Annotated in this window: 19 protein-coding genes; 10 read left to right on the top strand and 9 right to left on the bottom strand. The window is 75.0% G+C overall.

All coding sequences use genetic code 11. The features are described 5' to 3' along the window. Window positions 1-175: 175 nt before the first annotated feature. The 3 genes from ACFVVL_RS06800 (at window position 176) to ACFVVL_RS06790 (ending at window position 2897) form a co-directional block, all read left to right on the top strand. Complete coding sequence (locus tag ACFVVL_RS06800; RefSeq protein WP_387671799.1) at window positions 176-1210, top strand: enoyl-CoA hydratase/isomerase family protein; 1035 nt, start codon at window positions 176-178, stop codon at window positions 1208-1210. A 91-nt stretch (window positions 1211-1301) separates the two neighbouring features. Continuing rightward, the gene (locus ACFVVL_RS06795; protein ID WP_387671797.1) at window positions 1302-2081 is read left to right on the top strand and encodes an enoyl-CoA hydratase; all 780 of its coding nucleotides are present in this window, start codon (window positions 1302-1304) and stop codon (window positions 2079-2081) included. A gap of 309 nt (window positions 2082-2390) precedes the next feature. After that, window positions 2391-2897, top strand: a complete 507-nt coding sequence (locus tag ACFVVL_RS06790) for a DUF6193 family natural product biosynthesis protein (protein ID WP_387671796.1) — start codon at window positions 2391-2393, stop codon at window positions 2895-2897. 28 nt (window positions 2898-2925) lie between these two features. Here ACFVVL_RS06790 and ACFVVL_RS06785 read toward each other — a convergent pair whose 3' ends face one another. From ACFVVL_RS06785 to ACFVVL_RS06775, 3 genes are all read right to left on the bottom strand, one after another. Continuing rightward, window positions 2926-3372 (bottom strand): nitroreductase family deazaflavin-dependent oxidoreductase, encoded by a 447-nt coding sequence (locus ACFVVL_RS06785; protein WP_380289622.1) that lies wholly within the window; start codon window positions 3370-3372, stop codon window positions 2926-2928. A gap of 107 nt (window positions 3373-3479) precedes the next feature. Next, a complete protein-coding gene (locus ACFVVL_RS06780; RefSeq protein WP_387671794.1) occupies window positions 3480-3686 on the bottom strand; it encodes an LPXTG cell wall anchor domain-containing protein in 207 nt (68 codons plus the stop codon). Between the two features lie 168 nt (window positions 3687-3854). Beyond that, the gene (locus ACFVVL_RS06775) at window positions 3855-5678 is read right to left on the bottom strand and encodes an NAD-binding protein (protein ID WP_380289618.1); all 1824 of its coding nucleotides are present in this window, start codon (window positions 5676-5678) and stop codon (window positions 3855-3857) included. 209 nt (window positions 5679-5887) lie between these two features. Here ACFVVL_RS06775 and ACFVVL_RS06770 point away from each other — a divergent pair, with 209 nt between their 5' ends. Further along, entirely contained in the window at window positions 5888-6487 is a 600-nt protein-coding gene (locus ACFVVL_RS06770; protein ID WP_380289616.1) for an HdeD family acid-resistance protein, read from the top strand. Window positions 6488-6502: 15 nt separating this feature from the next. On the opposite strand, the gene ACFVVL_RS06765 is transcribed toward ACFVVL_RS06770, so the two are convergent. Further along, a complete protein-coding gene (locus tag ACFVVL_RS06765; protein ID WP_387671792.1) occupies window positions 6503-7936 on the bottom strand; it encodes a CoA transferase in 1434 nt (477 codons plus the stop codon). A 70-nt stretch (window positions 7937-8006) separates the two neighbouring features. Between ACFVVL_RS06765 and ACFVVL_RS06760 the strand changes: the two genes are divergently transcribed. Further along, window positions 8007-8732 (top strand): MBL fold metallo-hydrolase, encoded by a 726-nt coding sequence (locus tag ACFVVL_RS06760; protein WP_387671790.1) that lies wholly within the window; start codon window positions 8007-8009, stop codon window positions 8730-8732. 16 nt (window positions 8733-8748) lie between these two features. Here ACFVVL_RS06760 and ACFVVL_RS06755 read toward each other — a convergent pair whose 3' ends face one another. Continuing rightward, the gene (locus ACFVVL_RS06755) at window positions 8749-10029 is read right to left on the bottom strand and encodes a cytochrome P450 (protein WP_387671788.1); all 1281 of its coding nucleotides are present in this window, start codon (window positions 10027-10029) and stop codon (window positions 8749-8751) included. A 377-nt stretch (window positions 10030-10406) separates the two neighbouring features. Here ACFVVL_RS06755 and ACFVVL_RS06750 point away from each other — a divergent pair, with 377 nt between their 5' ends. After that, window positions 10407-11297 carry a hypothetical protein gene (locus ACFVVL_RS06750; RefSeq protein WP_387671786.1) on the top strand — a complete coding sequence of 297 codons (891 nt, stop codon included), beginning with the start codon at window positions 10407-10409 and terminating at the stop codon, window positions 11295-11297. A 405-nt stretch (window positions 11298-11702) separates the two neighbouring features. Here the strand turns inward: ACFVVL_RS06750 and ACFVVL_RS06745 are convergent, their stop codons facing one another. Then, the gene (locus ACFVVL_RS06745; RefSeq protein ID WP_387671784.1) at window positions 11703-12005 is read right to left on the bottom strand and encodes a zf-HC2 domain-containing protein; all 303 of its coding nucleotides are present in this window, start codon (window positions 12003-12005) and stop codon (window positions 11703-11705) included. 55 nt (window positions 12006-12060) lie between these two features. On the opposite strand from ACFVVL_RS06745, the gene ACFVVL_RS06740 reads away from it, so the two are divergent. The 4 genes from ACFVVL_RS06740 to ACFVVL_RS06725 all read left to right on the top strand — a co-directional run bounded on the left by ACFVVL_RS06740 (window position 12061) and on the right by ACFVVL_RS06725 (window position 16898). Continuing rightward, window positions 12061-12648, top strand: a complete 588-nt coding sequence (locus ACFVVL_RS06740) for a sigma-70 family RNA polymerase sigma factor (RefSeq protein ID WP_380289604.1) — start codon at window positions 12061-12063, stop codon at window positions 12646-12648. Between the two features lie 219 nt (window positions 12649-12867). After that, window positions 12868-14340, top strand: coding sequence for an MFS transporter (locus ACFVVL_RS06735; RefSeq protein WP_380289602.1), 1473 nt, complete (start codon window positions 12868-12870; stop codon window positions 14338-14340). A gap of 56 nt (window positions 14341-14396) precedes the next feature. Beyond that, on the top strand, window positions 14397-15758 hold the full coding sequence (locus tag ACFVVL_RS06730; protein ID WP_387671781.1) for a cytochrome P450: 1362 nt from the start codon (window positions 14397-14399) through the stop codon (window positions 15756-15758). 117 nt (window positions 15759-15875) lie between these two features. Further along, window positions 15876-16898 (top strand): L-tyrosine/L-tryptophan isonitrile synthase family protein, encoded by a 1023-nt coding sequence (locus ACFVVL_RS06725; RefSeq protein ID WP_380289598.1) that lies wholly within the window; start codon window positions 15876-15878, stop codon window positions 16896-16898. Here ACFVVL_RS06725 and ACFVVL_RS06720 read toward each other — a convergent pair. The 3 genes from ACFVVL_RS06720 to ACFVVL_RS06710 are packed head-to-tail and all read right to left on the bottom strand — an operon-like array spanning window position 16883 to window position 19971. Beyond that, a complete protein-coding gene (locus ACFVVL_RS06720) occupies window positions 16883-17773 on the bottom strand; it encodes an ABC transporter ATP-binding protein (RefSeq protein ID WP_380289596.1) in 891 nt (296 codons plus the stop codon). The genes ACFVVL_RS06725 and ACFVVL_RS06720 overlap by 16 nt on opposite strands. Continuing rightward, window positions 17770-18873: a FecCD family ABC transporter permease gene (locus tag ACFVVL_RS06715; protein WP_387671778.1), complete on the bottom strand. Its 1104-nt coding sequence runs from the start codon at window positions 18871-18873 to the stop codon at window positions 17770-17772. Before ACFVVL_RS06715 ends, ACFVVL_RS06720 begins: the two co-directional genes overlap by 4 nt. Before the next feature lie 3 nt (window positions 18874-18876). Beyond that, on the bottom strand, window positions 18877-19971 hold the full coding sequence (locus ACFVVL_RS06710; protein WP_387671776.1) for an ABC transporter substrate-binding protein: 1095 nt from the start codon (window positions 19969-19971) through the stop codon (window positions 18877-18879). Window positions 19972-20068 lie beyond the last annotated feature (97 nt).

Raw genomic sequence — 20068 nt, 5'->3', positions numbered from 1 at the left:
GGACCCCCGAACCATTTTCCCCCGCCGGACGAAGGGCGGCCCCGGTCACCACCGGAGCCGCCCTTCGTGCTTGGCTTGAAACCCTGGAATCGTGAAGCCTTGAAGTCTTGAATTCTTGAAGTCTTGAAGTCTTGACGCGAGTACGGCCGGTCGAGGACGAACGGGAGTGGGGACGATGGCTGACGAGGTGCGGGCGTCGCGGGACGGCGGGGTGGGGCGGATCGTGCTCGACCGGCCGAGGGCGCTCAACTCGCTGACGCACGGGATGGTGGTGCGGATGCGGACGGTGCTGGAGGAGTGGGCCGGGGACGACGCGGTGCGGGTGGTGGTGCTGACCGGGGCCGGGGAGCGCGGGCTGTGCGCGGGCGGCGACATCCGGACGATGCACGACGACGCCAAGGTGGGCGGGGCCGGGACGCGCGCGTTCTTCCGGGACGAGTACCGGCTGAACGCGCTGGTCTCCCGCTACCCCAAGCCCTACGTCGCGGTGATGGACGGCATCACCATGGGCGGCGGCGTCGGGGTCTCGGCCCACGGGTCGGTGCGGATCGTCACCGAGCGCTCGGTGGTGGCCATGCCGGAGACCCGGATCGGCCTGGTGCCGGACGTCGGCGGGACGTGGCTGCTGTCGCGCGCGCCGGGCGAGCTGGGCACCCACCTCGGGCTCACCGCCGCCTCGATGACCGCCGGGGACGCGCTGCTGTGCGGGTTCGCCGACCACTTCGTGCCGTCGGAGAAGCTGCCCGCGCTGCTGGCCGACCTGGCCGGCGCGCCCGTCGACGAGGTCCTGCGCCGGTACGCGGAGCCCGCCCCGGCCGCGCCGCTCGCCGACCGTCGCGCCTGGATCGACACCTGCTACGCGGCCGACTCCGTCGAGGAGATCGTCGCGCGGCTGACGGCGAGCGGCGTGCCCGAGGCCAAGCAGGCCGCCGAGGAGCTCGCCGAGCGCTCGCCGACGATGCTGAAGGTCACCCTGGCCGCCCTGCGCCGGGCCCGGACGCACGGCTCCCTGGAGGAGGGCCTGACGCAGGAATACCGGGTGTCCTGCGCCGCGCTCGGCCACCACGACCTGGTCGAGGGCATCCGCGCCCAGGTCGTCGACAAGGACCGCGACCCGCACTGGTCGCCGGCCACCCTCGCCGAGGTCGGCCCGCGGACGGTGGCCGCGTTCTTCGAGCCGCCGCACGGTGGTGACCTGCGGCTCGGGTGACGACCGTCTCGCGGATCGAGACTGGCGCGAGGCGGTCCGGTTCGGAGATCGTTGGGTCCGTCGGAGCACAACGGAATGGGAGTCAACGGCGATGACCGAGACCTACGAGACGATCCTGGTGGACCGCAAGGGCCGGGTCGGGCTGATCACGCTCAACCGGCCGGAGGCGCTCAACGCGCTCAACAACCGGCTGATGAACGAGGTCGTGGCCGCGGCCACCGCCTTCGACCGGGACCCGGAGATCGGCTGTCTGGTGATCACCGGATCGGCGAAGGCCTTCGCGGCGGGCGCCGACATCAAGGAGATGCAGGGCAACCGGTTCCCGGACGTCTACCTGGACGACTGGCTGGGCCCGTGGGACCGCCTGGGCGCGCTGCGCAAGCCGGTCGTCGCGGCGGTGGCCGGCTTCGCGCTCGGCGGCGGCTGCGAGCTGGCGATGCTCTGCGACATCCTGATCGCCGCCGACACCGCCAAGTTCGGCCAGCCGGAGATCAAGCTCGGCGTGATCCCGGGCATCGGCGGCTCCCAGCGCCTCACCCGGGCGGTCGGCAAGGCCAAGGCCATGGAACTGTGCCTCACCGGCCGGATGATGGGCGCCGAGGAGGCCGAACGCGCCGGCCTGGTCTCCCGCATCGTCCCCGCCGACGACCTCCTCGCCGAGGCCCTCGCCACCGCCGAGAAGGTCGCCGAGATGTCCACCCCGGCCGCGATCATGATGAAGGAGAGCGTCAACCGCGCCTTCGAGACCACCCTCGCCGAGGGCGTCCGCTTCGAACGCCGCCTCTTCCACGCCGCCTTCGCCACCGCCGACCAGAAGGAAGGCATGACCGCCTTCGCCGAGAAGCGCCCGGCGGTCTTCAAGCACCGCTGACACCCCGCCGGAAGGCCCTGCCCGCGCCGCCGCTGCGACGGTGGCGCGGGCAGGGATCAGCGGCTCCGGTCCGTGAGCCGGAGCCTCCGCAGGGGCCGTCCGGAGCCCGATACTGGGGGGATGGGTGATCGGGATGATGGTGGCGGGGGCCGGGCTCTTCGGGCGGCGTTGAGCCGGACGGCGGAGGGGCTCGGGCTCGTGTTGCCCGGGGCGGAGGAGCTGCCGGGTGAGCGCGCGACGTACGTCGACGCGGGGAGCGGGCGGCGGGTGCAGGTGGATCCGCCCGCCGGGAGGCGGCGGACCTTCGAGGTGAGTCTGCAGGACCGCCGCACGCGCCTGGCCTACGGGCGGACCTCGGACCTGGCCGAGGTGGTCGGGGCGACGACGGCGTGGCTGGGCGGAGATGGCCTGGAGCGGACCAGGGCGCGCGCCCCGTTCGTCCGGTTCCGGCCCTGGGCCCTCGACCATGAGCGGGAGCCCTTCGTGGGCGTGGAGTTGACGTGGCGGATCAAGCTCGACCGCGTCCACATGCCGCCCTACGACCGGCACCCGCGGGCCCACGCCCTGCTGGCGGCCGCGTACGCCCAGCCGGTGCTCCGCCGGCTGATGCCGGTCAACAGCCACTTCGACCTCTGGTTCTCCACCAGGATCGAGCGGCCCTGGACGGCGAACGTCGGCTATGTGATCGCCGTGGACCACGACGGGCCGTACTCGGTGGGGAAGGGGGGCGACGTGGTGGCCCGCACCGGGACCGCGGAGGAGGCCGTCGCCCTGGTGGTGGCCGCCCTGCCCGAGGGGATCGGGCCGGCGAGCTGAGGTGGGGCCGCCGGGCGGGGGCCGTCGCTCAGGTGCCGGTCGGTTCGAGGACGAAGACCGGGATCACGCGGTCGGTCTTCTCCTGGTACTCGGCGTAGGTCGGGTACGCGGCGACCGCGCGCTCCCACCACCGGTCCCGCTCGTCGCCGGTGAGCTCCCGGGCCGTCATGCTCCGGACCTCCGGGCCGTCCTGGAGATCCACCTCGGGATTGGCCCTGAGGTTGAAGTACCAGTCCGGGTGGCTCGGGAAGCCGCCCTTCGAGGCCACCGCCGCGTACCGTCCCCCGTGCTCCACGCGCATCAACGGGATCTTGCGGATCCGGCCGCTCCTCGCGCCGCGCATCGTGACGATGACGACCGGCAGACCGGTGTCCCAGAGCGTCGTGCCCCGTGTGCCGCCCGAGCTCTCGTACAGCTCGACCTGCTCGCGGATCCACTGCGCCGGACTCGGGTCGTACTCGCCCTCAAGAGGCACCGCCTGCACCCCTTCCGCTCCGCGGACGGCTCCAGGAGGCAGGGTAACGCTGGTGGGGCGGTCGAGGCTGGATGCCACGACCACCCCACCCGTGCGGCCCTACCGGCTCAGCCGTGCCGGCGACGGCGGCGGCCGAGGGCGACGGCGAGGCCGCCGAGGATCAGCAGGGCGGCGCTGATCGTCGCCGTGGTGAACGCGGTGGTCCCGGTGTCGGCGAGGCTTCGTCCGGTCGCGGCCGGGACGACCGCGCCCAGGCTGCCCAGCACCGCGGCCGTCACGGTCGCCGCCGTTCCTCGCCGCAGTACCAGTGCCACGTGCTCCGCCTCTCCGCGGGTTCGGATACGCCCGACCCCCCGGCCGGGCGGCGTCGGAGCACAGGATCCTCACGCACGCCGACGGCCCCAAGAAAGACGGATGACGACCGTTTCCGTCCCTTCACAACCGGAATGCGACGTGATGGCTTCACCGGCCCCCACGGACGCTCAGTTGCCCGCCACCAGCGCCGTGTTGAGCCGGGCCAGGCCGCTGCGGGTGGCGGCGACCACGACGCTGTCGCCGGGCTCCAGGACGCGGCTGCGGTCGGCGTACCGCCACTGGTAGATCCGGGGGCTGCGGGCCAGCCGGACGGCGAGGACCCGCACGCCGCCGCCGTCCTCCAGGTCGTGGCGGTTGAGGCCGATCAGGCCGCTGCCGAGCTCGGCCGGTAGTTCGGCGATCAGCAGCACGTGCCGGAACACCGAGAGCGTGCCGAGCACCTCACGGCCCATCAGCGCGGCGGCGAAGGCCGGGGCGGAGAGGTAGGAGGTGGACCGCGAGGCCACGTTGTCCAGCGTGGCGTACACATGGCTCGCGAAGCTGTCGTCGAAGAGCCGCAGCACCACCCGGACGTCGGGGCGTCCGGCGCGCGCCTCCAGGGCCGCCTCCAGGTTGGTGGCGTCGTCGCCGCTGACCGCGACCACCGCGCGGCTGTGCTTGAGCCGGGCCCGGCGCAGCTGTTCGGCGAGCGGTCCGTCGTCGACGACCACCGGGACGCCGAGCGCGCGCACGGCGGAGATGCCGCGCGCCTGGGGGTCGCTCTCCAGGCCGACCACCGGCACGCCGAGGCCGTGCAGCCGGCTGACCACCCGGGTGCCGACGTTGCCGAGGCCGACCACGACGACGTGGTCGCGGGTGCCGGCGCCCGGGTTGCGGTGCTGGCCGCGGCGGCCGGAGGCGAGCACCTCGACCATGATGGCGGTGGCGACCGGGGCGAAGGTGATGCCGCAGAAGGTGATCACGACCTGGGCGACCCGCTGCCAGGTGCCCCCGGTTCCGCCGGCCTCGCCGGGCTGGTCCGGCTGGGCGGCGCCGGCGAGGTCGAGCAGCGAGGTGTAGAGCGTCCAGGCGAAGTTGCCGTTCAGGTGCCAGAGCAGGGCGAAGGCGAGCAGCACCGCGGCCAGCGCGGTGATCAGCACCACCCGGAGCCGGGCGCTGGTGAAGAAGCGCAGGGTGTCGAGCAGCCGCCAGCGCAGCCGCCGCCACCAGGCGATCCGTACGGCGGGCTCGCTGCGCAGGGTCTGCAGCGCGGCGATGCCGCCGCCGGGCCCGGCCGGGTCGGACGACGCGCCGGAGGACGCCTCGGCGGCACGGCGGGCCTCGGCGGCGGAGCGGATCGGCCCGTCGTCGCCGAACTCGCTGGCCAGCCGGACGAAGGAGGCGGAGTCGCCCTCCTGCTCGGGCAGCAGCCGGATCCGGCCGAGGTCCTGGCGGTCGATCCGGTCGGCGACGATGCAGAGCCGGTCGGACTGGATGTCGTCGTCGTAGGCGATGTGCAGGAAGCGGTCGCCGACCTGGACGGAGTTGGGGCGGGAGAGGGCGGCGTCGGCGAAGGCGGGGGCGGCGGTGGCGGAGCCGGACAGCGCGGTGCCGTTCCTGAGCAGGCGTTCGATGTTGGCGCCGAGCCGCTGGTTGAACATCCGCAGGACGATGCGGATGGCGGGGTTGTGTCCCTGCGCGGACAGCGCGGCGTGGATGTTCTCCTGGTCGTTGCCGTCGACGAAGGCGATGCCGCGGGCGGTCTCCACCCGGACGGCGCGCAGGGCCTCCTCGGTGACGCTGCTGTACTCGACGACGGCGGCGACGCCCTCCAGCTGTTCGATCCGGGGCGCGTGGTCGCGGGCGCGGTCCGGGACGAGGACGACGACCGGGACGTCGTAGTGCTCGACGAGTTCGTGGGCCAGGCGGTGGGCGAGCGCATTGCCGCCGCAGACGATGTAGTGCTGGCTGATCGGCTCGACCGGAGGGGTCCCCCACCCTTCAGAAGTCATATCGCCGGATCCTATCGATGGCACATGAGGCCCAGATGGCGTTCCGGGAATCCCGGGGGAATCCCGGGGGAAACCCGCCGGGTCGCCCGAACGGGTGCATCCGACGCGCGGACGCGGGCGCGTGGAGCGATTGTGAGGAGCGCCCGAAACCCGCACGCCGAGGGCGCCCGCGCACACGCCGGGGCGTCCGCTCCCCTGGAGGACGCCCTGTGGTCTCCCCGATCATCACCCCCGACGGCTCCCCGGTCCGGGGCCCGCTCGGGCTGCTCGCCAAGGCCGCCTGGCAGGTCCTGCTGGTCGCCGGACTCGTCTCGCTGGGCCTCGGGATCGTCGTGTTCGTGTGGCCGGAGGAGACGCTGCTGGTGGTCGGCGTGCTGTTCGGCCTCTACCTGCTGGTCATCGGCATCGTGCAGCTGGTCGCCGCGTTCGGCACGCACGCCGCCACCGCGATGCGGGTGCTGGCGTTCATCAGCGGCGCGATCTGTGTGCTGCTCGGCCTGCTCTGCTTCCGCAGCGCGGCGCAGTCGGTGCTGCTGCTCGCGATCTGGATCGGCATCGGCTGGCTGTTCCGCGGCATCACGCAGATCGCCGCCGCCCTCTCGGACGAGGCCATGCCGGCCCGCGGCTGGCAGGCGTTCGCGGGCGCGGCGAACACCCTGGCCGGGGTGCTGCTGATGGTCTGGCCGGCCGGTTCGATCACCGCGCTGACCGTGCTGGCCGGCTGCTGGCTGGTGATCCTGGGGCTGATCGAGATCGTGACGGCGTTCCAGGTGCACCGCACCGCCGAGCAGATCCCCTCCGGCGTCTGAACCGGCCGGCCGCCCTCAGGCCCAGCGCGGCGCGTCCGTGCCCCAGCGCCCCGGCGGGCGGGTCCAGTCCGCCGGGGCGCCGTCGTACCCGACGGGCGGCAGCGCGTACCGGAGCCGGCCGTACGGCGCGTCCGTCTCGGTGAGCCACCGGGCCGGGTCGTGGCGCTCCTCGTTGGGCGGCTGGTGCGGGTCGGCGGTGGGCGCGATGCCGTGCAGCAGCCAGGAGGCCGTGCCGGCCAGGGAATAGCGCAGGTGGCGCCCGCCGGGGCGGCCGGTGCGCTGCTCGGTGAGGGCGCGCAGCACACCGGCCGCGACCAGGTAGCCGGTGCCGTGGTCGAGGGCCTGGGCGGGCAGGGCGCCGGGGCGGCCGTCGGCGCCGGCCTCGGTCGCGGCGATGCCGCAACCGGCCTGGACCAGGCTGTCGAAGCCGCGCCGCCCGGCCCACGGGCCGGTCCAGCCCCAGGCGTTCAGCTCGGCGACGACCAGGCCCGGCCGACGGGCGAGCAGGGCCCCGGCGGCCAGCCCGTACGCGTCGAGCGCGCCGGGGCGGTAGCCGGTGACCACGACGTCGGCGGTGGCGAGCAGCTCCTCGAAGGCGGCCCGCCCGGCGCCGTCGGCGAGGTCGAGCCGGGCGGAGCGCTTGCCGAAGCCGGTGTCGGCGTGGGCGTCGTCGGCCTCGGGCAGGCGCGGCGGGTCGAGGCGCAGCACCTCGGCGCCGAGCAGGGCGAGGGTGCGGGTGGCGACCGGGCCGGCGATCACCCGGGTGAGGTCGAGGACGCGGATCCCGGCGGCGGGCTGCCCGACGGAGGCGGAGGCCGGGCCGGGGGCGGCGGCGAGCGGGCGGGGCGCGGTCTCGTCGACGGCGCGGACGTCGACCAGCGGCAGCACGGTGTCCCGGACCGGCGCGACCGCGACGGCGAGCGCCCCCGCCGCGTACGCGCGCTCCTGGACGGCTGCGGCCGGGAGCTCGCGCAGCACGGCGGCGAGCCGTTCGGGCCCGGTGTCACCGGGCAGGCCGAGGGCGGTGAGCAGCCGGTCGCGGTGGTGGGGGTAGTTGGCGTGGGTGCGCAGCCAGCCGTCGGCGGCCGGCCAGAAGCCGGAGAGCGGCGCGAAGGAGACCGGGGCGCGGCCGTCGATCCGCAGGTGGCGCTCGCTGACGAAGGCCGTGGCGACGGCGCCCTGGTCGATCCGCACCCGGGGCACGGCGCCGCCGCAGCGCAGCGCGGCGAGTTCGGCGGCGGCCAGCGAGCAGGCGGCGACGGTGGCCCGGGCGAGGCGCCGGACGGGCAGCCGGGAGGGCAGCACGGCGTCGGGGCCGTGGAAGGAGACCCGCTCCAGCAGCGCGGCCGGCCCGCCGAGGGCGCGCCAGGCGTCGGCGGTGGGGAGGTCGGCCTGCGGCGGGAGCGGGTCGTCGGGGCCGGACGGTGCGGGGAGCGGACGGTCGGTCATGTCGGCATTGTGCTCCGTGTGGTGGGTAGACGCAGTGACGTCCGCCACCGCGCCCCTCAGGAGGAGCAGCATGAACGGGTCCCGCCCCGGCCCGGCGTCCGCGATCCGGCGGCTCGACCTCGGCTACTTCGTCCGCCCTGCGGGGGAGGCGGACAATCCGGAGCCCCGGGTGGAGCCGGTGCTGGCGTACCTGGTGCGCCGGCCGGAGGGGCTGCTGCTGTTCGACACCGGTCTCGGCGAGGGCGATCCGGAGGCGGACGCGCACTACCGCCCGGTGCGGCGGCCGCTGACGGCGGCGCTGGCGGCGGCGGGTGCGGCACCGGGGGACGTGGCCGCGGTCGTCAACTGCCATCTGCACTTCGACCACTGCGGCGGCAACCCGCTGCTGGCCGGGGTGCCGGTGTGGACGCAGGCGGTGGAGCTGGCCCAGGCCCGGGCGGGCGGCTACACGATCGACGCGCTGGTGGACCCGCCGGGCGTGCGCCACCGGGAGCTGGACGGGGAGGCGGAGGTGTGGCCGGGTGTGCGGGTGGTGCCGACGCCCGGTCACACCGCGGGCCACCAGTCGCTGGTGGTGACCGGTCCGGACGGCTGCACGGTGCTGGCCGGCCAGGCGTTCGACACGGCGTCCGCGTTCGGTGCGGCCGCGCTGGCGCGGCGGGCGGCCCGGGAGGGGGTGGTCGGCGCGCCGCTGCCCGGCTACCCGGCCTGGCTGGACCGGCTGGCGCGGTTCGGGCCGCGCCGGGTGCTGTTCGCGCACGACCACGCCGTCTGGGAGCCGGCCGCGGAGGGGTGAGGGGCCGGGGCGGGGGTCAGAAGGCGAACCGGAGCGAGCGGATCCGGTGGTCGAAGCTGGACGGGACGAACTCCGGTTCGCCGAGCGAGCGGACCTCGGGGAGCCGGGTGAACAGCTCCCGGTAGAGCACCTTCATCTCCTGCCGGGCGAGGTGCGCGCCGAGGCAGTAGTGCGGCCCGCCACCGCCGAAGCCGAGGTGGGGGTTGGGGCTGCGGGTGATGTCGAAGGCCTCGGGGTCGGTGAAGACGGTCTCGTCGCGGTTGGCGGAGCCGTAGTAGAGCACCACCTTCTCCCCCGCCCGCAGCAGCGGCCCGTCGGGGCCGCCGAGCCGGTGGTCGACGGCCAGGGTGCGGCGGAACTGGATGATCGGCGTGGCGTGGCGGACGATCTCGTCGACCGCGCCCCCGAGCCGCCCGTCGAGGTCGCCGAGGAGCAGGGCGCGCTGGTCGGGGTGGGTGGTGAGCAGGTGCAGGCCGTGCGCGAGGGCGTTGCGGGTGGTCTCGACGCCGGCGACGAGCAGCAGGGAGAAGAAGGCGCCGAGTTCGCGGCCGGTGAGGCGGCGGCCGTCGACGTCGGCGGTGACCAGGGCGGAGATCAGGTCGTCGGTGGGCCGGCGGCGGCGTTCGCGGCCGAGCTCGGCGACCATGCCCTGCATCCGGGCCAGGGCCCGCAGTCCGCGGCCGGGGATCCGGATCCGCCGGAGCAGCGGGCGCCGGACGCCGGTGTGCTCGGAGGCGTGGTCGATCTGGTCGAGGACGGCGCGACGGGGCTCCTCGGGGATGCCCATCATGTTGCAGATCACCCGGAAGGGGAGTTCGGCGGCGACCGCCTTGACGAAGTCCGCCGGGCGCTCGCGCTCGACGCGGTCGACCAGTTCGGCGGCGACCAGGCGGATGTCGTCCTCCACCCGGGAGATCAGACGCGGGGTGAAGGCGCGGGAGACGATGCGGCGCAGCTGGGCGTGCCGGGGGTCGTCCAGGTTCACCATCGAGTCGCCGAACAGCAGGCGCACCCAGCGGGCCGGTTCGGGGGTGGTGACGCCGGGTCCGCTGAGGAAGACGGCGGGATTGCGGCTGGCCTCGACGACGTCGGCGTGCCGGACGAGGGCGTGGAAGCCCGGGGCGTCGCCGAAGCGGGCCGGGGCGGGCAGGCGGCGCAGCACGGCGAAGGCGGCGGCGCGGTCCCGGTCGGGCAGCCCCCAGAACGCGGGGTCGGCGAGATCGACGTCCGCGGCTCCGGGTGCCGGGGGCACGGCGGCCCCGGGTGCGGTGCCGGCCTCGGGTGCGGTGGTGTCCATGCCGGGTCCGTCTCCTGTCGCCTGTCGCCTGTCGCCTGTCGTCGTCGGCACCCGTCCTGCGTGTGCGCCGTCACATTCGGGGCGTCACATTCAGTACGTATCTGCACGGAGGTGTCAAACCGATATGACGGCATGAAGAACATCTCTTCCGGGACCAGTCCGGCACGCTGCGCACCGTGGTCGCTCGCGCACCGTCGGGATCCGGCCACCGCGCCGTCACCGCTCCCACCAGCGCCCCCACCGGCCCCGGGGCGGGGCGGGTGCCCGAACGGCTTGCCCGGACGGAGCGGCCCCCAGGTGCCCGGACATGCCCCGACAGGGGCGGAACCGGCCAATACCGGAGGGTGCGGTACAGGTCGGCGGAGGCGGGTGCGACGATGAGTGTCATCGTGATGACCGACCGGATCCGCTCGCTGCGCGCCGTGGTCTTCGCCGCGCTCTGCGTGGCGCTGGCCGCCACGGCGCACGTCACCATGGCCGGTTCCGGGGTCTCGGCCCCGGTCCTGGCGGGCGCGTTCGGTCTCACCCTCGGTCTCACCTGGCTGCTGGCCGGCCGGCGCCGGGGGCTCACGGTGATCAGCTGCTGGATGGTGGCCGCGCAGACCGGGCTGCACCTGACGTTCGAACAGGCGGGCTCGCTGTTCGGGGGCGGTGGCCTCGCCGGCGCCCCGGCGACGGACTGGGCCTCGCTGCTGCTGTGCAATCCGGACGCGACGCCCACCGGGCTGTCCTCGGACGACCTGGCGCTGATGGCCGGGCTGGACCCGGACGTCCCGCCGACCGGCGCCGCCGCCGTCGCCCACACCCACGGGGCGGCGCCCGCCGCCGACCTCACGGCCGCCGCGGGCACGCCGGTGCCGGGCTCCGGCTCCGCGGCCGCGTCCGGGATGGCCGGGCACGGGATGAGCGGGATGACCGGCATGACCGGAGCCGGCGGGTCGAACGGCATGGGCGGCCACGACATGGCCGCGCACGGCATGTCCACCGGCATGATCACCGCGCACGTGATCGCCGCACTGGCCTGCGCGCTGCTGCTGTGGCGCGGTGAGACCGCGCTGGTGCGGCTGTTCGACCTGCTCGGCGCACTGGGTTCGGTGCTGGCGGGGGCGCTGCTGACGCCGCTGCTCGTGCTGTTCGCCCGTTCGACCGGCTTCCGGCCGCCCGACGCGCCCAGACCCGTCGGCCACCGGGCCCGGCTGCCGCGGTCGGTGCTGCTCGCGCACGCCCTGGCCCGCCGTGGACCTCCCGCGGCCGCGTTCGCCCGCTGACGCGCCCGCCGCCGTCCGCGGACACCGCCGGTGTCCGCCGCGCGGTGGGCAGGTCGCCCCGCGCCGCAGCCGCGCCGCCGGGTACCGCCGCCCGCCCCGGACGAGCGCCGGCCGACCGTGCTCCCCCGCCCTCCCGTGCCGTGCGCCGGGAAGGCCGGGGCCGCCACGGGCGGCCGGTGCGCCGGGAGCGGGACAGCCGCCGGTGCCGACGGAGGCCGCTGCCGCCGGGGCCCGGGCCCGCGCGTGCCGACCGTCCCCGCCGCCCTGCCGGCCGGGGCCGGGAGCCGCGCGGCCGCCCACCGACGCCGCCGGTGCCGCCCGCAGCGGCACCGCACCCCGTCTTCCTCTCAGGACCTCTTCATGCCTGACTTCGACGGCGCACCGGCCTCGCCCGGCGCCACCGTCCTACCGCGTCCGCCCGCCGCCCCCCTGCCCGGGGCGGCCCTCCTCGGCTCCACCGTCCTCGACCACGCCGGCGTCCTCCCCGCCGAGGCCCCCGATGCGCGCGAGGAGCCCGGCCGTCCACTCCGCCGACGGCTCGTCGGCCCCGTCCGCGAGCAGCGGGGCGCGCAGTCGCTCCGCCCGCTCCAGCCACTCCCGGCAGGCCGCGCACCGCGCGACGTGCTTGTCCAGCCGGCGGTCCGGCACACCGGCCGGTTCGCCGTCGAGGCGGGCGGACAGAGCGGTACGGAGTTGCGCGCATCTCATATGACCATCGTCCCGCACCTTCTCCGAGCTGGGACCGACCGGGTGGGGGGCCGTCGTGGATGACGACCAGCTGACCGCGCTCGCGCTGGCCGCCCGCGAGGGCCGGTCCGCCGACGTCGAGGCCTTCGTCCGGGCCACCCAGCGGGACGTCTGGCGGTTCGTCGCCCACCTCACCGACGTGCAGTCCGCCGACGACCTCGCCCAGGAGACCTTCCTGCGGGCCCTGCGCAGCCTGCCCGGGTTCGCCGGACGCTCCTCCGCCCGCACCTGGCTGCTGTCCATCGCCCGGCGGACCGTCATCGACCGCTACCGCACCGCCGCCGCCCGGCCGCGCTGCGCCGCACTGCCGGACTGGCAGGAGGCCGCCGAGCGGCAGGGCACCGCGCCCGCCGCGGGCTTCGAGGACGGTGTGGCGCTCGGCGACCTGCTGGACCGGGTGCCCGCCCAGCGGCGCGAGGCCTTCGTGCTCACCCAGGTCGTCGGGCTGAGCTACGCCGAGGCCGCCGAGGTGGCCGGCTGCCCGGTCGGCACCGTCCGCTCCCGGGTGGCCCGGGCCCGCGAGGAGCTGATAGCCCGGCTGCGGGCGGCCGAGGCCGGGGAGCCGGCAGCGGCCTCGGCGGCCGAACTGGCGGCCGTCGGCTGAGACCCGCCGGGCGGTCGTCACCCCGGCGGCCCCGCCCGCCCGGGGCCCGCGACGGGCGCTCCGGACGGGCGGGCAAGATCGGCCACCGTCGTCATGATCCGGCCAAGCCGTAAAAATCCCCCACCTGTTCGGAACCGGGGCCCGGGTGCCTCCGACTGCTGTACCGGACGCCGCCGCCGAGGTGGCGTCCGGACAGCACGGGGGAACGGAGGATGACCCATGGCAACGCAGCAGTCGCCCGCGACCGGCACACCGGGTGACGACTCGGCCGGGGTGGTGGACCGGTGGAGTCTGGTCTTCGCCGCGGGCCTGATCTCCTTCGTCGCGATGCTCGACATGAACGTCGTCAACCTCGCGCTCACGGACATCGCGAACGCCCTCGACGTCTCCCCCACCACCGCCCAGTGGGCCGTGCTCGGCTACCAGCTCCCCCTGGTCGCCCTGCTGCTGCCCGCCGGGCGGTGGCTGGACCAGGTCGGCCTGCGCGCCGCCCTACTGCTGTCCGTCGGCTGCTTCGCGCTCTGCAGCGCGCTGGCCGCGGCGGCGCCCTGGGCGAGCTGGCTGATCGCCGCCCGCCTCGCCCAGGGCGCGTTCGGCGCCGTGCTGTTCGTCCTGATGCCGGTGCTCGCCGCCACCGCCGTCCGCCCGGAGCTGCGCGGACGGGCGATGAGCGTGCCCGCCACCCTGGGCCCGCTCGGCGCGGTGCTCGGCCCGGTGATCGGCGGCCTGCTGCTGGACCACGTCGGCTGGCGGGCGATCTTCCTGGTCAAGCTGCCGATCTGCCTGGCCGCCTGGCTGATCGCCCACCGCGACGCCCCGCGCGGCGGCGGGCGGCTGCGGCTGCCCGACCGCGGGTCGCTCGGCGACGCCGCGCTGATCGGCTCGGCGATCGCCGCCGTGCTGCTCGGCCTCACCCTCGCCCCCGACGCCCCGCTGTGGCTGCTGCTCGCGCTGCCCTCCGTGCCGCTGCTGCTGTTCTGGCTGCGCCGCCCCGGCGGGCGCCCGGTCGCCACCGTGCTGCGCACCTCCGGCACCGCCGCCGTGAACGGCTCGGTGCTGGCGCTCGCCGCCGGCTTCGCGGCCAACCACTTCCTGCTCGCCCAGTACCTGCGCCGGGAGGACGGCGAGAGCGCGACCGCCACCGCCCTCACCATGCTGGCGTTCCCGCTCGGCATGGTGGTGGCCGGCCGCTTCGGCGGACGGCTCGCGGACCGCTGGGGCGCCCGTCCGACCGCGCTCACCGGCGCCGCCGTGACCGCCCTCGGCATGCTGCTGCTGATCCCGGTGGACACCGACTGGTCCTCGCCCGACATCGCCTGGCGGCTCGCGGTGGCCGGCGTCGGCATGGGCCTCAACGGCGGCCCGGTCCAGGCCCTGGTGATGACCTCGGCCCCGCCGGACCAGCTCGCCACCGCGGGCTCGGCCGTCCAGCTGTCGCGCAGCCTCGGCTTCGCGCTCGGCCCCGCGCTGGCCACCGCCGCCACCCTGTACGGCACCACCGACATCGCCGGCGTCCGGGCCGGCCTCGCCCTCGCCGCGGCCGCCGCCGCCCTCGCCGTGGCCCTGCTGACCCTGCACCACCGCACCGACCGGGGCGCCAAGCCCACCGACCGCACCACCGGCACCACCGGCACCGCCGGGAGCACGCCGGCGAACGAAGAGAACGACCGGACGATCGGCAGCCCGGCCTGACGCAGCGTCACGACCGGGCCTGCACACCACAGATCCACACCGGAGGAACATCCGCAATGACCGACACCGTCCACGAGCCGACCGCGGCCGGCGAGGCCCCCGACGGGCCCCGCTGCCCGTTCGGCTACGACGAACTCCCCGACCCCGTGCCGCTGTTCGGCCCGGAGTACAAGAGCGACCCCTACCCCCTGTACCGGCGGATGCGGGCGGCGGGCCCCGTCCACCGGGTGACCTTCCCGAGCGGCGTCGGCGCCTGGCTGGTCACCGGCTACAAGGCCGCCCACGAGGCGCTCAACGACCCCCGGCTCGGCAAGAACCACGAACTCGGCAACGACGAGTGGCGCCGGCTCGCCTCGATCATGCCCGAGCCGCAGCACTCCCAGCTCCAGGTCCACCTGCTGCACCAGGACCCGCCGAAGCACACCACGATGCGCAAGCTCGTCCTGGAGGCCTTCTCACCGCGCCGGGTGGAGGCCCTGCGCCCGCGCATCCAGGAGCTCGCCGACGCCCTGGTCGACGAGCTTCCGCCGACCGCCCCGGCCGGCGGCAGCGACCTGGTCGCCGGATTCGCGGCCCACTACCCCTTCCGGGTGCTGGCCGAGGTGATCGGCCTCCCGCAGGAGCTGGCGGTCAAGTTCGACCGCGACTGGGGCAAGGTGGTGCAACCGGTCGGCCCGCAGGACCCGGGCCGACCGGCGTACGAGGGCCGGCTGCGCGGCCTGCAGACCTACATCGCCGACGTGGTCGCCCACAAGCGCGCCACCCACGACCCCGCCGGGCCGGGCGTGGACCTGCTCGGCCGGCTCGTCGCGGCCTGCGACGCCGGCGAGTTGAGCCCCGAGGAGCTCGACTCGATGGTGTTCCAGCTGCTGGTCGCCGGCCAGGAGCCGGTCACCAACCAGATCACCACCATGCTGATCACCCTGCTGCGCCACCCGGAGCAGCTCGACCGGCTGCGCGCCTCCCTCGACCCCGAGAACCCCGGCGCCGAGCCGGGCCTGCTCACCCGGGCGATCGAGGAACTGCTCCGCTACGACGGCGCGTTCGAGCTGACCACCTGGCGCTTCTTCGCCACCGACAGCGACCTTCACGGCACCACCGTCCCGGCCGGCGACTCGGTGATCGTCTCGCTCGGCGCCGCCAACCGGGACGAGGAGCAGTTCACGGACACCGACGTCCTGGACTTCGACCGCTCCCCCAACGCCCACCTGGCCTTCGGCCACGGCATCCACTTCTGCCCCGGCGCCGCCCTGGCCCGGGCCGAACTCCAGATCGCCATCGGCACCCTGCTCACCCGGCTGCCCGGGCTGCGGCCCTCGGTCGCCGACGACGAGCGCATCGACGCGCTCGCCTGGGTGCCCGCCGTCCTGGCCCGCGGGGTGAACCGGCTCCCGGTCGCCTACGACCGGCGGGTCTGAGCACCTCCGAAGGGCCGACCACGCCTCTCCCTGCACCCACCACAGCGTCCCGGCGAACACCGCCGGGGCGTGGCTCCGCCTGCCCGAAGCCCGTTCGACGTTCCATGGAGGACCACCATGCCGCGCGCCGGCACCGTCACCACCGACTCCAGCAACTCCCAGGCCGACAGCCACGAGAGCAACGTGACCACCGCGCACAGCACCACCGGGTACACCGTGCCCGACCAGCAGACCGTCACCCGGCTCTCGGCCGAGATCCTCGACCTGCTGCTCCCGCACCGCCGCGCCTCCGACCCCGAGGTCGACGCCGTGCCCGCCGACTTCCCGCTCCAGATGGAGCAGCTGGCGGACTTCATCACGGCCGGCGACCCGATCCTGTTCACCCTGCCGGGGTTCCCCTGCAAGTCCCCCAACCTCGCCAAGGTGCTCGGCCACCTGCCCGACGAGGGCGAGCGGCTCTCGCTCACCTTCCTCAACGGCCTCGCCCAGCAGATCGGCAAGATCTACGAGCCCGGCGCCAAGATCCTGATCTGCTCCGACGGCCACATCTTCGGCGACCTCATCCACGTCCCCGACGACCACATCGACCAGTACTCCGACGAGCTGTCCGCGCTGATCGAGCGCGAGGGCCTGACCCACCTCGACACCTTCGACCTGCGGGCCGTCCTCGGCGACCTGCCCTTCGACGAGAAGCGCGCCCGGGTGCACGCCCAGTACGCGCCCACCAAGGAGGAGCTGCGCGAGCAGGTGCTGACCGACGAGGAGACCGCCAAGCTCTATCGCGGCATCACCCGCTTCCTCACCGAGGACACCTTCGGCTGGACCGGCACCAAGTCCGCCCTGCAGAAGGACTGCCGCCAGCGCGCCTACGGCGTCATCCAGCGCAGCCGTGCCTGGGGCGACCTCATCGCCGAGCAGCACCCCCGCTCGTTCCGGCTCTCCATCCACCCGCAGAAGGTCGGCGTGCTGAAGTTCGGCATCCGGCTGCTGGAGCACGCGGACATGTGGATGACGCCGTGGCACTCCTCGGTGCTGCACCGCCAGGACGGCGGCTGGGAGCTGCTGCGCAGCGAGGAGGCCGCGAAGACCGGCCGGCTGGTCGAGCGCAACGGCCGCCCGAGCCACTACGAGACCTCCTGACACTCGGTACGGACCGGGGCGGCGGCGACCGGGAGTTCGGTGAACACCCGGTCCCCCGCCCCGGGGCCGCCGGGACCGGGGGTGTTCACCGGTTCCGGCGCCCCGGCCGGCGTGCGGTGGTCGAACGCGATCAACGGGTCACCCGTCAACGGGTGGTCGACCACCGCCGCCCGCACCCCGAACACCTCGGCGAGCAGCTCCGCGGTCAGCACCTCGCGCGGCTCCCCCGAGGCGACCAGCGTGCCGCGGTGCAGCACGTGCAGCCGGTCGCACACCGAGGCGGCCGCGTTCAGGTCGTGCAGCGCGACCAGCGTGGTGCGCCGCTGCTCGCGCAGCAGCGCCAGCAGCTCCACCTGGTGCCGGACGTCCAGGTGGTTGGTCGGCTCGTCCAGCACCAGGACGTCCGGCTGCTGGGCCAACGCCCGCGCCAGCAGCACCCGCTGGCGCTCGCCGCCGGAGAGCTGGGCGAACCGGCGGTCCGGCGCGTGCGCCATGCCGACCCGCTCCAGCGCCTCGGCGACCAGCCGGTGGTCCTCGGCGTCGTCCTTGGCGAATGCCCGCTTGTACGGGGTGCGGCCCATCGCGACCACCTCGCGGACGGTCAACTCGAAGTCCCCGCCGCGCTCCTGGGGCAGCGCCCCGATGTGCCGGGCGGACTGCGCGGGGCTCAGCCCGGACAGCTCCCGCCCCGCCAGCAGCACCCGCCCCGCGCTCGGCCGCAGATGCCGGTACACGGTGCGCAGCAGGCTGGACTTGCCACTGCCGTTGGGACCGACCAGGCCGGCGATCTCGCCCTCCTTGGCCACCAGGTGGACCCCGGCGACCACGGTCCGCCCGGCCAGGGCGACGCTCACGTCTTCGACGGCGATTCTCAATTCCGCTCCAGTCGTCGGTCCAGCAGGTAGAGCAGGGTGGGCGCGCCGAGCAGGGCGGTCACCACGCCGATCGGCACCTCCTGGCCGTCCAGCGCGGTGCGGGCGAGCAGGTCGACGACCACCAGCAGGACCGCGCCGGTGAGGGCGGACAGCGGCAGCAGCCGGCGGTGGTCGCCGCCGACCAGCATCCGGCACACGTGCGGGACCATCAGTCCGACGAAGCCGATCGCCCCGGAGACGGCGACCAGCACACCGGTGAGCACGCTGGTGACGGCGAAGATCTCGCGGCGCAGCCGGGCCACGTCCACGCCGAGGCCGGCCGCCGTCTCGTCGCCCATCAGCATCGCGTTCAGCCCCCGGGCGCGGCCCTGGAGCAGGACCGTGCCGAGGACCACGGCCACCGCGGGGACGGCGAGTTGACCCCAGGTGGCCCCGCTCAGGCTGCCCATCAGCCAGAACAGCACGCCCCGGGTCTGCTGCTCGTCGCCGGTCTGCAGCACCAGGTAGCTGGTGAGGCCGGTGAGGAACTGGCCGATGCCGATGCCGGCCAGCACCAGGCGTAACGGGGAGAACCCGCCGCCGCGCCGGGCCAGCAGCCACACCAGCGAGAACGCGGCCAGCGCGCCGAGGAAGGCCGCCACCGAGACGGTGATCCCGGCGATCCCGCCGATGGTCAGCTCCAGCCCGAGGCCGGCCCCGAGCACGATCACGCCGACCGCGCCGAGCGAGGCCCCGGAGGAGATGCCGAGCAGGAACGGGTCGGCGAGCGGATTGCGGACCAGCGCCTGCACGGCGGTGCCGACCACACCGAGTCCGGCCCCCACGACGGCCGCCAGCAGGGCGCGCGGCACCCGCAGCTGCCAGACGATGAGGTCCCGGGTGCCGGCCGCCGGCCGCTGCCCGGTGATCCGGCGCCCGACCACCTCCCACACCTCGCCGGGCGGGATGTCCACCGCGCCGAGCGACACGGCGGCGGTCAGGGCCACGACCAGGGCGGCGGTGAGCAGGGCGGCGAGCGGTCCGGCCCGCAGCGCCCGGACGCGTGTGCGCCGCACGGCGGTGCCCGCGGCACCGGTGGTGGCGGTGGTGGCCCCGGCCATCGGCTACTGCCCGTTCTTGACGAGCGTCGGGTGGACCGCCGCGGCGATCTGCCGCACCGTGTCGGCGGTGCGGGTCCCGGCGATCGTGGTGGCCTCGGAACCGATCCGCAGCAGGTGCCCCTCCTGCACGGCCTTCAGCCCCTGGGTGGCCGGGAATCCCTTGAGGAACGCCTCGGCCTCGTCGAACGCCTTGCGGGTCGCCTCCTCGCTGCCGCGGTTGCGCACCGCGAGCTGGATCCAGTCCGGGTTCTTGGCCACCACGTCCTCCCAGGAGACGGGCCGGAAGTCGGCGTCGCAGTCGGCGAACACGTTGCGAGCCCCGGCCAGGGTGATCACGGCGTTGGCGACCTGCTTGCCGCAGACGGCCATCGGTTGCTTTGTACCGGCATCGAAGTCGAAGAGGAAGTACCCGGGACGCTGCGCCTCCGGTACGCCCGCGGTGGCGTTCTTGACGTCCGTGATCTGCTTCTCCATCGCACCGACCAGCTCCTCGGCCCGGGCGGCCGTCCCGGTGACCGCCCCGAGGCGGCGGACGTCCTCCTCCACCGCGGCGAGGTCGGTGCGCGGGCCCTGGGCGGCCTTGGGGCCGGTGGCACAGGCCGTGGAGAGCAGCAGCACGTGCTGGATGCCGACCGCCTTCAGCTCCTCCTCGCTCGGCCCGGCGCCCGCCGCGCCCATCCCCGGCATCGGCCCGAAGGTGTCCACGTACAGATCGGCGCCGGAGCCGAGCAGCTTCTCCTTCGGGATCAGCGTGTCGCCCAGCACCGGCACCTTGGCGCCCTGGTCGGCCACGGCGGCCGGCAGGCTGCCCTTCCCGGGCGGGAACCCGGTGCCGATGACCCGGTCGCCGACGCCGAGTTGGAGCAGCATCTCCAGCCCGGCCGCGTCACTGGTGACGATCCGCTGCGGTGCCTGCTTGACGCCGGTCTCCTTGCCCGCGCAGTCGGCCACCTTGACCGGGAACGCGCCGCCGGCCCGCGCCTGCTGCGTGCTCCCGCCGCCCCCCGCGGCGTCCCCGGCCCCGTCACCACCGCCGGAGCAGGCCGTCGTGAACAGGGCGACGGCGGCCGCGATACCGCAGAAGACGCGAGGGCGCATCAGAAACTCTCCTGGTCAATGGTTGTGCTCGGGTCCGTCCGGTGAACCCGGACCAGTAGTCGGCCACTGTGCCCGGCCGGTTCCCGTGAGTTTGCCC

Source organism: Kitasatospora sp. NPDC058115 (assembly GCF_042884635.1).
Classification (GTDB): Bacteria; Actinomycetota; Actinomycetes; order Streptomycetales; family Streptomycetaceae; genus Kitasatospora.
This window is presented reverse-complemented; position numbering and strand designations above follow the sequence as displayed.